The sequence below is a fragment of the Agrobacterium sp. 16-2014-1-2a genome, assembly GCF_053522705.1.
In genome coordinates this window covers 57,410-69,926 of sequence record NZ_JBNWBX010000005.1, presented here as the reverse complement: position 1 = coordinate 69,926, position 12,517 = coordinate 57,410, and the positions used below count along the sequence as shown (strand labels likewise).

Here is a 12,517-nt window from a genome sequence, read left to right as displayed (position 1 = left end):
GCGGCTTAAACCGCGTTCACGATTTCCTTCGCATATTTCAGCCCGATAACGGCGGAACCAATCAGCCCCGGCTCGATCCGGCAAATGGCAGGCACGACGAGCGGCCTGTCGAAGCGCCTGAGAATGCGGCCCCTGACGGCTTCGTCCAGAGCTGTCACGAGTTCCCTTGAATTCGAAAGCCCGCCGCCGACGGGCACGATGGTTGCGCCGGTGACATTGATCACCATCGCCAGCGGCGAGGCGAGAATATCAATGAGTACATCGATGGTTCTTGCGGCTTGCGCATCGCCTGCCTGCCAGGCGGCAATAATATCCTCACTGGTCATATCCTGCCCGTGAAGATGCAGATGCAGCTTTTCCATGCCGCGCGCGCTGCCGATCGCGTCGACACAGCCGGTAAGGCCGCAACCGCATTCGAATCGCGGCAGCGATACCGGTGGATTGCCGGCCAATGTCGCGGCCACTGGCCCATGTCCCCATTCGCCGGCAAAGCCGCCGTCGCTGTTGATGAGCTTGCCGTCAATCACCAGCCCGCCGCCGACACCTGTTCCAAGGATAACGCCGAAGACGACGCGATGTCCTTGTCCGGAGCCGATTTCCGATTCGGCGATCACGAAACAATCCGCATCGTTCGAAACGATAACGGGAAGGTCCAGGGCTTTTTCCAGATCGTCTTTTAACGTTCTGCGGTGAATGCTGGGAATATTGGCGACTGTCGCCTTTCCCGTATCAAGATCGATGACGCCCGCGATCGACAGTGATACGCAGTCGGGTGTGCCGCCGCTGTTGTCGATGACGGATTTCAAGCCGGCAGCGAAGTCTTCGAAGCTGGTTTTGGGCGTTGGTATACGCGGTACGGGGCGAATATCGTCCGGGGCATGGGCAATCGCGCCCTTGATGGTCGTTCCGCCGATATCGAAACAAACGATCATGGTTCAGACTCCGGAACGTGTGGCATCGTAGATTTTTTCTCCGCCAATCCATGTTGAATGCATCTGGAGGTCTGGTGTCAGCATCACGAAATCAGCATCGAAACCGGGCAGGAGTTTTCCCTTGCCGGAGGCGCCGATTGCCTGCGCCGGATAGGCGGATGCCATTCGCAAAGCTTCTTCCAGCGGCATTTCCATCTTCTCACGCATGAAGCGGATGCAGGAGAGCATGTCTATATCCGCTCCCGCCAGCGTGCCGTCGGCCAATGTTAGCCGTCCACCGTTGCGATAGACGCGCCGGCCGTTCAGTTCGAAACCGTCATCATCCGTGCCGATGGTGGACATGGCGTCGGTGACAAGGAAGATGCGGGCCGGGCCATTCTTGGCGCGCAGCGCAATGCCGATTGCGGCCGGATCGACATGGAATCCGTCGGCTATAAGCCCGCAATGCAACTTGCCGTTCGAAAGTGCGGCCCCGACCAGCCCCGGCTCGCGGTGGCCAAGCGGGCTCATGGCATTGAAGAGATGCGTCACCATGGAAGCGCCTGCATCAGCATAGGCCGTCGCAACATCGAGACCGGTGTCGGTATGGCCGAGGCTGACGACGATGCCGGCGTCGCTGAGTGCTGCAACCTGCTCGACAGTAACATTTTCCGGGGCAATGGTTGTCAGCACGAAGGGGAGTTCCGCCCTGCAGCCGGTCAGGACCGCGAGGTCGTCTGTCTCCATCTTGCGGATCAACGCCGGATCATGCGTGCCCTTGCGCGCGACGGAAAGATGCGGCCCCTCGAAATGCAGGCCGAGGAAACCGGCCACATGCTCCTTGCCCGCGGCAATCCCCGCCTGCGCCGCCCTGAAAGTCACGTCCGACCGGTCGGTGATGAGCGTCACCATCAAAGCCGTCGTGCCGAACTGGGCGTGGGCGGAGCAGATGCGGGCAATGCCAGCCACATCCGGCTGGTTGTTGAACATGACGCCGCCACCGCCATTGACCTGAAGGTCGATGAAGCCCGGCGCGATCAATAGTCCATCTGTATCGATCACTTCGGCGTCGGCAGGCACGCTGTCCAGGACAGCGGCAACGCGCCCTTCGCGGATCAGGAGCACCTTGTCATCATGCCATTCGGCGCCATCGAAAATGCGGGCGCCGACAAATGCCTTTATGCCGCTCATTGGGTTTCAGTCACCTTCTTCAATGCCACGGGAGCATCCGGGTTGAAGCCTCTTGCGCGCGACAATTGCTCGATGAAGCCGTAAAACGGCGCGATAAGCAGCAATGCATCGGTCAGGGGATGGTTGGTTTCCACAAATGGCAAGGGCTTGGCCGGGCTACCCTTGGCAGATGTGACGAAAACATTGGCGCCTTTATGGGCAAGGCTTGCGGCAATATCCGTAACGGAGGTCTCGGCGCGGTCGCGCGCGGCAAAGGCGATTACCGGAAATTTCGGTGCGACCAGCGAAACCGGGCCGTGCATGACTTCTGCCGACGAATAGGCTTCCGCGTGCAGCTCGCAGGTTTCCTTGCATTTCAGCGCGGCTTCCGCGGCAATCGCAAGGGCGGGGCCGCGGCCCAGCATATAAAGTGAATCCTCACCCTTCACAGCCTCGCCAATATGGCTCCAGTCAAGTCCGATCGCCTTGGCGAAATTCTGCGGCAGGGTGCTGACGGCCTTCGCGAGCAGGCTGTCTTCCGTCCATTCGGCAAGGATGGCCAGACCGGCGACAATGGAGTTGACGAAGGACTTGGTTGCGGCAACTGCCTTTTCCGGTCCCGCCTGGATGTCGATGGCGTGATTGGCTGCGTCTCCAAGGGGGGAAGGCAGGGTGTTCACGAGGGAGAAGGTAAGCGCTCCGCCCTTGCGGGCACTTTCCGCCAAAGCGACGATGTCAGGGCTTTTGCCCGATTGCGATACGGCGAAGGCTGCCGCCCGTTCCAGCCGCAGTTTCGTCTGGTAGATCGATGCGAGCGAAGGGCCGAGAGAGGCGACTGGAAGCCCCGTCTGTAACTCGATCGCGTATTTCAGGAAATGCGCGGCGTGATCGGACGATCCGCGGGCAATGGTGACGATAACGGCCGGGTCACGGGCTTTCAGCTTGTCTCCGGCCTGCCGGAAGTCGGCACTGGTATTGTCCAGCAGACGGGCGACGGCATCGGGAATCTCGTTGATTTCCTGGCGCATCAGGGTTGTCATCGTTTTCTGTCCTTGGTCGATGTGTTTCAGTCGGAGGTCATCGTCAGTTCGGCGACGAGATCGTAGGCGTCGCTGCGATAAAGGGCGCGCGATATTTCCATGAGGCGGCCGCTTTCGAGATAGGCCATGCGCTGGACGGAAAGTGCAGCAGACCCGGGGGGAACTCCAAGCAGCATCGTTTCCTCATCCGTAAGGTTGCGCGCAGAGATGCGCTGGATGGCGCGGACGGGGCGAATATCGCTTTTCGCAAGCTCCTGATAAAGCGAGTTTTCCACCAGCTGTGGGTCCGGCAGAATATCGCCCGGCAGGCTCGTGACTTCGAGCGCGATCGGCTGGTCGTTGGCAAGGCGCAGTCGCGTCAACCGGGCAACCATGGCGGATTGGGAAAGGCCGAGAGCCATCATTTCGTCACCGGTCGGATAAAACAGGCCTCTTTCAAGCCAGCGCGTGCTCGCCACCATTCCCCGGCGGCGCATATCCTCTGTAAACGAGGTAAGCTTGGTCAACGGCTGCTGCATACGGGTGATGGGTTTGACGACAAAGGTGCCCGACCCATGCCTGCGCACGAGAAGTCCGTCGCGAACGAGATCGTCCACAGCCTTGCGCACCGTGACGCGGCTGACGCAGGCGCTTTCGGCAATGTCGCGCTCGGGCGGCAGGGCATCGCCATGTTTGAGGCGGCCGCCATTGATGGCGTCTTCAATCGTCTGACGCAGTTTCAGGTAAAGCGGGCCGCCGCCTCCCGATTGCAGGTCGTCCAGATTAAGCACTGCCCCGTTCATCCATAACCTCTGTCACAATCGATGTGGCGAATTCCGGCTATACCATATGCGTCACAATCGGCAATACCAAAATAGAACCATTAGTGGATTTGTACGATTAATCGGTGGTTTTTTCGATCATTTGCTGAATAATGTGGCCTGTTGCTTGAAATTTCCGCATTAACCAAAAAAAATTTCCGGCAATTGGAATTGCTATAGACGATTGGCATTTTTTTGGTATTGTTTTTGTATCAGTGGCTGACGGCGCTCTATCTTGCGCCTGTCTCCGCTGGGGAAATCGGTCTCCGGTCCTCACTAGGATTTGCGAGATCGAATTTAACTTGACCGTTATGAAAATTAATTTCATCGTGGCGGAAAATTATCGCAGATATCAGAATAACCAGCACAGAAATGGTTGCCTCTGCGAAAATGAATTACGAGTGAACAGGGAACAAAGTTCATGAAGGTGGGAATTATCGGACTCGGATTCCGTCTCGGTTATCTGGGCTACGTTTTTCACGAGATCGACAAGGATTTCGAGATCGTCGGTTATGTCGATCCTGCCCCGGCCGGTCTGCCGGGTCTTGAGGAAAAGGGCATTTCGGCTGGCAAGGCCTATGACAGCCCCGAGGCGCTGATTGCCGGCGAGACATTCGACCTTTTGATGATCGGCTCACCGAACCATATGCATCTGGAGCATATCCGCATCGGGCTTGAAGCCGGTTGCACCATCTTCTCGGAAAAACCCATCGTCGTCAGCATCGAGGAAAGCCTCGAACTCGCCCGGTTGCTCAACAAGCATGGACATGAGCGGCTGCTGGTCGGTCTGGTCCTGCGTTACTCGCCGCTTTACCGCGATCTGCGCGCCGCGCAGGCCGAAGGCAAGCTGGGTGACGTCGTATCCATCGAGGCTTCGGAACATATCCCGCCCTATCATGGCGCGTTCTTCATGCGCGACTGGCGGCGTTACGAGAACTATTCCGGCTCCTTCATGCTGGAAAAATGCTGCCACGACCTCGATCTCTATAATGGCGTGGTGGGTGCCCGGCCGCGTTTCGTGTCGAGCTTTGGCGGGCGCAAGAGCTTCACGCCTGCAAATGCTCCGCAAAATGACGGCATCAACGACATGGAAGTCTACCATCGCAAGCCGAGCGGCTGGATGGGTTCCGACAAGGTTTTCGACAGCGACGGCGATATCATCGACTACCAGACCGCGATCGTCGAATATGAAAATGGCGCATCGCTCGCCTTCCATACCAATCTGAACGTTCCCGACGATTTCCGCCGTTTCTGTGTCATCGGCGCCAAGGGCATGGCCGAGGGCGATTTCGTGCGCGGCTTCCTGAACGTGCACAATGCCCGCACCAACGAAAAGACCGTTGCCAAGACCTATTCGGCGGCAACCGTGCTCTCCCAGCATTATGGCGCGGATGAGCAGATGGCCGAGGACGTGATCAACCATGTCGTCAAGGGGACGCCCCTGCCGGTTTCCGCGCTCGACGCGATCGAGGCCGGTATTCTGGCGCTCGCCATGGACGAGGCGCGCCATGGCCGCAAGGTGGTCGATCTCAAGCCGGTGTGGGAGGAATATGATCTGGCACTCCACGGGCAGTTGAAGTCGCCCGCCGTGAAATCGGCTTAAGGGGGCGCTGCGATGGATGCGAAACGCAGCGCGGTTATCTTTGCCTGGCTTCTTCTTTTGCCGGCGCTTTTATACATCACTGTTATTGTTGCTTATCCGCTCGTCGATACCTTCATCCTGTCCTTCACGGACGCGTCGTTGAAAAAGACGACGAACTGGGTGGGTTTCATCAATTACGAGAAGATCTTCAACGAGACTTTCGCCGGGGTCATCACGCGGACCTTTATCTGGACGTTCTTTTCCGTCTCGATAAAGATGATCATCGGCACTTTCGGTGCGGTGTTGCTGAATTCGGCCGTTCCCGGTCGGGCCCTGTTTCGCATCCTGACGATGCCGCCATGGATCGTGCCGATGGCTATCGGCATCTTCATGTGGGGCTGGATGTATAACGGCCAGTTCGGCATGATTTCCGGTGTTCTACAGAATCTTGGCCTGGTGGACGGTCCAGTCGCCTTCCTCGCCTATGGCAGCACGGCTTTCTGGGCGACCATCATCACCGACGTATGGATCGGCGTGCCGATGGTGACGCTTTATCTGCTAGCGGCAATTCAGGCCATTCCGCAGGATCTTTACGAGGCAGCCTGGACCGACGGCGCCAGCCGCACCTACCGCTTCCGCCGCATCACGTTGCCGCTGATGCTGCCGGCCATGATTACCATGTCGATGATCTCGCTGATTTCGACCTTCAATTCCTTCGACATCATCTGGATCCTGACACAGGGCGGACCGACGGGCCAGACGACGACCATGATCATCGACACCTACAAGACGGCGATCGGTTCCTACAAATACGGTGAGGGCGCAGCGCGTGCAGTGCTGATCTGCATCTTCCTGTCCATATTCACCTACTTCTACTTCCGCATCACCAGCCGTATCTCGCAGGAGACCAGCCGATGACCGACAAAAATGCGATGATCAACCGTTACAGATGGTATGAGATCGTCGGGATTTATTGCGGCATCGCCGTATTCCTGACCTTCGTGCTGGCGCCGTTTGTCGAAGGGTTTCTAGTTTCACTGAAACCGCTCAGCCTGCTTTTTTCGTCACCGTATAAGTTTTGGCCAGAAAACGGCTCCTTCGAAGCTTACCGGACCATGTGGGTCAGCGTTCCCGGCTTTGCCCGCTACGTCTTCAACTCCTTCTTCATCTCGACGATATCGACGATCATCGTTCTGCTTCTGGTGGTGCCGGCGTCCTATGCTTTCGCGCGGTTCCAGTTTCGCGGTCGCGGGCAATTGCTCGGCGCGTTTCTGGCGATCAACATGTTCTCCGGTGCTGTGCTTCTGATCCCGCTTTACCGGCTGATGCGCAATATGGGCGTGCTGAACACCTATCTGGCGATGATCATTCCCGGCGCCGCCTTTTTGATCCCCACTGCCATCTGGCTTTTGCGAACCTACATGCTGCGTATTCCGCGCGAACTGGAAGAGGCGGCCTATGTGGACGGCGCGAGCTATTTCTATACCTTCCGCCGGGTGATCCTGCCGCTTGCGATGCCTGGCATCGCCGTCGTGTCCATCACCACCTTCATCGGTGCTTATGCGCAGCAGTTCATCTTCGCGCTCACTTTCAATTCCAAGACCGAATATATGCCGCTGCCCATCGGCCTGTTTGCCTATTTCGGTCGTCAGGAAGTCGTCTGGAATGAGTTGATGGCGGCCAGCTTCGTCGGCATTGCGCCGGCCATGGTCGTCATCTTCTTCATGCAACGCTATCTCGTCAGCGGGCTTACCGCCGGCGCGGTGAAATAATCAACAATAGGAACGACCACCAGAAAACGGGAGACTATCTATGGCACTGAAACATTACGGATTGGCGCTTTGCGCCTTCGCATTTGCCGGTTCCACTGCCCTTGGCACGGTGGCGGCACACGCCGCCGACAAGGAGATCAGCTGGATCTATTGCGGCGACAAGATGGACCCCATCCATGAAAAATACATCAAGGAATGGGAAGGCAAGAATGCCGGCTGGAAGGTCGTTCCTGAAGTCGTCGGCTGGGCGCAGTGCCAGGACAAGGCAACCACGCTCGCAGCCGCCGGCACTCCGGTCGCCATGGCCTATGTCGGTTCGCGCACGCTGAAGCAGTTCGCACAGAACGACCTCATCGTTCCGGTGCCGATGACCGAAGACGAAAAGAAGACCTATTATCCTAACATCGTCGACACGGTTACCTTCGAGGATACGCAGTGGGGCGTGCCCGTCGCCTTCTCGACCAAGGCGCTCTATTGGAACAAGGACCTCTTCAAGCAGGCCGGTCTCGATCCGGAAGTGCCGCCGAAGACCTGGGCTGAAGAGATCGCCTTTGCCAAGCAGATCAAGGAAAAGACCGGCGTCGCCGGTTATGGTCTGCCCGCCAAGACCTTCGACAACACCATGCACCAGTTCATGCACTGGGTTTACACCAATAACGGCAAGGTCATCGACGGCGACAAGATCACCGTCGACAGCCCGCAGGTTCTTGCAGCTCTGAAGGCCTACAAGGACATCACGCCTTACTCCGTCGAGGGTCCGACGGCCTACGAGCAGAACGAAATCCGCGCCATCTTCCTCGATGGCAAGGTTGGCATGATCCAGGCGGGATCGGGTGCTGCAACCCGCCTGCAGGAAACCAAGATCAACTGGGGTATCGCAACCCTGCCGCTCGGCCCTGAAGCCAAGGGTCCCGGCACGCTGCTCATCACCGACAGCCTCGCAATCTTCAAGGGAACCGGTGTCGAAGAAAAGGCGACCGAATTCGCCAAGTTCATCACCTCTCCCGGCCCGCAGGGCGAATACGAACTGCAGGGCGGCGCTGGCCTGACCCCGCTTCGTCCGTCGCCGAAGGTTGATGAGTTCATCGCCAAGGACCCCTTCTGGAAGCCGCTGATCGACGGTATCGCCTATGGCGGTCCCGAGCCGCTCTTCACTGACTACAAGGGCTTCCAGGACACGATGATTGAGATGGTGCAGTCTGTCGTTACCGGCAAGGCGACACCGGAAGATGCCGCAAAGAAGGCCTCTGCCGCTCTCGAGCAGTACAAGTAATCCACATTTATACGGTTGCGGGCGCAGGTCGCCCGCAACCTCATAATTCGTTGCGAGAATACCCGCCGCTATGACGGCAGGAGCTTCTCGTGTGTTTTAACGGTTCCGATAAGGCGCGATTTTTCCGTGTCGCGGAACGTCTCTGAACGCAGCCTGATGTCGGCTGGTGACGGGAGAGGCAAGTTTTGGGTCAGCTTTATCTCAACAACGTCCGCAAGAACTATGGACATTTCGAAGTCATCAAGGGCGTTCAGCTCGACATCAGGGATGGCGAGTTCGTCGTTTTTGTCGGTCCCTCGGGATGCGGCAAATCCACATTGCTGCGCATGATCGCCGGCCTTGAGGATATTTCCGCCGGCGACATCGTCATCAACGGCGTGAAGGTCAATGACTTGCCGCCGGTTAGACGCGGCATCGCCATGGTGTTCCAGTCCTATGCGCTCTATCCGCATATGACGGTTTTTGAAAACATCGCTTTTCCCCTCCGCGTCGAAAAGATGGAAGAGGGCAAGATCAAGGAAAAGGTCGAGGCCGTCGCGAAGATCCTGCAACTCGACCAGCGCCTGCAGCAGCGTCCCGGCATGTTGTCCGGCGGCCAGCGCCAGCGTGTAGCGATCGGTCGCGCCATCGTTCGCGAGCCGAAGATATTCCTGTTCGACGAGCCGCTTTCCAACCTTGACGCCGCACTTCGCGCCGACATGCGTATCGAGCTCACCAATCTGCATCGGACGCTGAAGGCGACGATGATCTACGTGACGCATGACCAAGTGGAAGCCATGACCATGGCCGACCGCATCGTGGTGCTGAATGCGGGCGAAATCTCCCAGGTCGGCGCGCCGCTGGAACTTTACCACAAGCCCGCAAACCTGTTCGTCGCCGGTTTCATCGGCAATCCGAAAATGAATTTCCTGAAGGTCACCTGCAAATCCGTCAGCGCCGATGGTGTGACCGTGGAGTATGAGGGCCAGACAATCACCGTGCCGGTGGAGCCGCGCGCCGGTCTTGAAGGCACGCAACTGACGCTCGGCATTCGCCCGGAACACACCGGTCTCGAAACGGCCGACCTGAATATCAAGGTCGCGCCCAGCGTTATCGAGCGGCTGGGTGTGAATACGATCGCTTATGGCGTCGCGCCCACGGGTGAAAATTATTGCGCGCTTCTTTCCGGTTCTGCGCCTGTTGTCGTCGATGAAACCATCGTCACCGGTATCAAGGCGTCGGATTGCCATCTGTTTGATGAAAGCGGCACATCGCTCGAACGGCGTGTCGATCTTTCTGTCCTCAAACTGATACAATAAAGGGCGGGAACCGGGCCATGAAATCTGTCTCGCCATGCCCGGTTTTCTGCGACGCTATCGTTTTTGAGCGGCCTTCGTCCTCCAGACGAAAAAGCAACGCCGGGCTTTCGGCCCGGCGTTCAAATCGGTCTGGCAGGTCCGCTGGATCACGGCATGGGATTGGGCATGTATCCGGTGAAACCGCTGATTTTCCAGCGGCCCTCATGCAGTCGGCAATAATAGAGCGTCTGCCATTTCATGACGTCGAAGCTGCCGTCGGCCTTGCGAAGCCCGCCGTCGAACTTCTTGCGAACCAGCGCGGTCTCACCTTCCACTTCGATTTCTTCCAGCGTGGTGGTGGTGAAGATCGCGTTGCGCGGGTCTTCAGCGAATTGCTGGGTCTGGAAATCCTGCGCCTGTCGCAGCCATTCGTCGCGATAGGCGTCAAGCGAGGGGAAGGACAGGCGCCAGTTGTCCGGGTTTGCATCCCGGTTGGCGTTGATGCCGAGAAAGCCGTCCTTTACGAAATCATCCGCGACTTTCGACCAGTCGGCAGTGAGGAAGGCGTCGATATCCCGCGTTACCAGCATGTCCCAGATGGAGTGGCGGGCGACGTCTGTTTCGGGAAAAGGGTTTTTGAATGGGTCGCGCATGATTCAGGTCCGTTGTTGAAATTATTTTCAAGATTTGGATATTTCTCTGGCGAAGATTGTTGGCATATGCTCATCTCGCAATCAACAGAGAAAATAATTTTCAAATCAAAGGTGTCCGGCGTGTCGTCAACGGGGCGAAACATGGTCGATTCATGGGTGTGTACGGTTGACGGGCGTCTCGGATTAGGGTGCATCGGAAACGGGGCCAAGCCTTAAGTTTTGGCGGAACGGAGACCGGTGAGCATGGATATTTTCGCAAAGATTCAAGACGACAGGGGACAGTTCTCGCAATCGGAGCGGCGGATCGCCGATATCCTGGTTTCGGACTTCGAGTTTGCGGTCAATGCATCGATCATCGAGCTTGCCGCCCGCGCCGAGGTTTCCCCGCCAACTGTGACGCGGTTCTGCCGCCGTCTTGGTTGCCAGAGCTTTTCGGATTTCAAGGTCAGCCTTGCCAAGACCGCTTATGTCGGCATCCGCTACCTCACCTCGGAACCGACAAGCACGGGCCCGTCGGACGTCGCCGAGGAAGTGCTTGCCAAGGCGCAGGAGGCGCTTTTCCTGCTGCACAAGACGCTCGATCCCGCCCTGGCCGACGAAGCGGCCGTCCGGATTGCCAATAGCGGCATGATCTACGCGTTTGGAGCCGGTGGTAATTCCTCGATGATCGCCTCGGAAATTCAGAACCGGCTGTTTCGCCTTGGCCTGCGCGTTTCGACCAGCGCCGATCACAGCATGCAATTGATGATGACTGCCGCTGCGCGGAAGGAAGACGTCATCATCGGATCCTCCTTTTCCGGCCGCAACATGGAATTGGTGAAGTGCTTCAGGCTGGCGCGGGAAATGGGGGTCACCACCATCGCGCTGACCCAGAGCGATACGCCCGTCGCCTTGGCCGCCGATATGGTGGTGGCCGTCAACGTGCCTGAGGGAAACAATATCTTCCGCCCAACATCATCGCGTTATGCCTATCTGGCGGCGGTTGATGTTCTGGCGACGCTAGCTGCCTATCACCACCGGCAGCGGTCGATGGTGACCCTGCGGCACATCAAGCAGCAGCTTGTGGAGCATCGTGATCCGGACGACCGGCAATTGCTGGGTGACTAGAGCATTTCCAGTGAGCCGCGTAGCGGTTTCACGCCCGGAAAATGCATAAAAACAAAGATGTAGAGCGGCTTGACCTCAAAACCCGCTCTGGAAAGCCTCGAAGGAGTAGCATGACATGCAGGACAGGAAAGACCAGGTCGCCGTCGTAACGGGCGCGGCGGGCGACATCGGCCGGGCAATTGCCGCGGCGCTTTCTGAAAGCCACGCGAAGGTGGTGTTGGTCGATATCGATCCCGACGCCCTTTCCAATGCGCTTTCCCTGCTTTCCGGTTCCGCCTTCGTTTCGAAAACCTGCGACGTCACCGATCCGCAGGATCTTGCAAGGCTGGCCTTGGAGGTTGCGGAGCTGGGTGATGTCGCGACCCTCGTCAACAATGCCGGTGCTGCAAGGGCCGTCAGCCTGCACGACACGACCGCAGAGATATGGCGCAAGGACAATGCCCTTAACTTGGAAGCACCGTTTCTCTGCTTCAGGGCTTTCGAGGACGCGCTTAAGCGCACGCAAGGGTCTGTCATCAATATCACCTCCGTCAACGGCATGGCTGTGTTCGGCCATCCCGCCTATAGCGCGGCAAAGGCAGGCTTGATCCATCTGACGAAGCTGATCGCTGTCGAATACGGAAAATTCGGCATCCGTTCCAATGCTGTTGCTCCAGGAACCGTGCGCACGCAGGCTTGGGAAGCGCGGGCGGCAGTCAATCCTCAGGTCTTCGAGGAAGCGAAGCACTGGTATCCGTTGCAGCGCATCGTGAGGCCTGAGGATGTCGCCAACGCAGTCGCTTTTCTAGCAGGGCCACAGGCAGCGGCCATCAGCGGCGTGTGCCTGCCGGTGGATTGCGGCCTGACGGCAGGGCAGGCGCCGCTCGCCCGCACTTTCTCACAATCCGAACACTACTGACCGAAGTCCTCTCGGGCTTGAAGCACAATAAAGG

General features: G+C 58.0%; 12 protein-coding genes. 7 read left to right on the top strand and 5 right to left on the bottom strand.

Annotated elements, in window-relative coordinates:
* Positions 1-5: 5 nt before the first annotated feature.
* The 4 genes from ACQZ45_RS16345 to ACQZ45_RS16330 are packed head-to-tail and all read right to left on the bottom strand — an operon-like array spanning position 6 to position 3,903.
* Complete coding sequence (locus ACQZ45_RS16345; RefSeq protein ID WP_113291858.1) at positions 6-932, bottom strand: ROK family protein; 927 nt, start codon at positions 930-932, stop codon at positions 6-8.
* A gap of 3 nt (positions 933-935) precedes the next feature.
* Complete coding sequence (gene nagA, locus ACQZ45_RS16340) at positions 936-2,102, bottom strand: N-acetylglucosamine-6-phosphate deacetylase (RefSeq protein WP_065659919.1); 1,167 nt, start codon at positions 2,100-2,102, stop codon at positions 936-938.
* On the bottom strand, positions 2,099-3,121 hold the full coding sequence (locus ACQZ45_RS16335; protein ID WP_113291859.1) for an SIS domain-containing protein: 1,023 nt from the start codon (positions 3,119-3,121) through the stop codon (positions 2,099-2,101). The genes nagA and ACQZ45_RS16335 overlap by 4 nt, the downstream gene beginning before the upstream one ends.
* Before the next feature lie 26 nt (positions 3,122-3,147).
* Positions 3,148-3,903, bottom strand: a complete 756-nt coding sequence (locus tag ACQZ45_RS16330) for a GntR family transcriptional regulator (RefSeq protein WP_013636867.1) — start codon at positions 3,901-3,903, stop codon at positions 3,148-3,150.
* A gap of 439 nt (positions 3,904-4,342) precedes the next feature.
* Between ACQZ45_RS16330 and ACQZ45_RS16325 the strand changes: the two genes are divergently transcribed.
* From ACQZ45_RS16325 to ACQZ45_RS16305, 5 genes are all read left to right on the top strand, one after another.
* On the top strand, positions 4,343-5,524 hold the full coding sequence (locus tag ACQZ45_RS16325) for a Gfo/Idh/MocA family protein (RefSeq protein WP_003516769.1): 1,182 nt from the start codon (positions 4,343-4,345) through the stop codon (positions 5,522-5,524).
* A gap of 12 nt (positions 5,525-5,536) precedes the next feature.
* On the top strand, positions 5,537-6,421 hold the full coding sequence (locus ACQZ45_RS16320; protein WP_003516771.1) for a carbohydrate ABC transporter permease: 885 nt from the start codon (positions 5,537-5,539) through the stop codon (positions 6,419-6,421).
* The gene (locus tag ACQZ45_RS16315) at positions 6,418-7,275 is read left to right on the top strand and encodes a carbohydrate ABC transporter permease (RefSeq protein ID WP_003516772.1); all 858 of its coding nucleotides are present in this window, start codon (positions 6,418-6,420) and stop codon (positions 7,273-7,275) included. The genes ACQZ45_RS16320 and ACQZ45_RS16315 overlap by 4 nt, the downstream gene beginning before the upstream one ends.
* A 40-nt stretch (positions 7,276-7,315) precedes the next feature.
* Complete coding sequence (locus ACQZ45_RS16310) at positions 7,316-8,548, top strand: extracellular solute-binding protein (protein WP_003516773.1); 1,233 nt, start codon at positions 7,316-7,318, stop codon at positions 8,546-8,548.
* Positions 8,549-8,733: 185 nt separating this feature from the next.
* On the top strand, positions 8,734-9,846 hold the full coding sequence (locus ACQZ45_RS16305) for an ABC transporter ATP-binding protein (protein WP_003516776.1): 1,113 nt from the start codon (positions 8,734-8,736) through the stop codon (positions 9,844-9,846).
* A 146-nt stretch (positions 9,847-9,992) separates the two neighbouring features.
* Here ACQZ45_RS16305 and ACQZ45_RS16300 read toward each other — a convergent pair whose 3' ends face one another.
* Positions 9,993-10,478, bottom strand: coding sequence for a hypothetical protein (locus ACQZ45_RS16300; RefSeq protein WP_013636865.1), 486 nt, complete (start codon positions 10,476-10,478; stop codon positions 9,993-9,995).
* A gap of 243 nt (positions 10,479-10,721) precedes the next feature.
* On the opposite strand from ACQZ45_RS16300, the gene ACQZ45_RS16295 reads away from it, so the two are divergent.
* Together ACQZ45_RS16295 and ACQZ45_RS16290 are read left to right on the top strand one after the other, a co-directional pair.
* Positions 10,722-11,585: a MurR/RpiR family transcriptional regulator gene (locus ACQZ45_RS16295; protein WP_003516783.1), complete on the top strand. Its 864-nt coding sequence runs from the start codon at positions 10,722-10,724 to the stop codon at positions 11,583-11,585.
* A gap of 115 nt (positions 11,586-11,700) precedes the next feature.
* Positions 11,701-12,483 carry an SDR family oxidoreductase gene (locus ACQZ45_RS16290; RefSeq protein ID WP_003516784.1) on the top strand — a complete coding sequence of 261 codons (783 nt, stop codon included), beginning with the start codon at positions 11,701-11,703 and terminating at the stop codon, positions 12,481-12,483.
* Positions 12,484-12,517 lie beyond the last annotated feature (34 nt).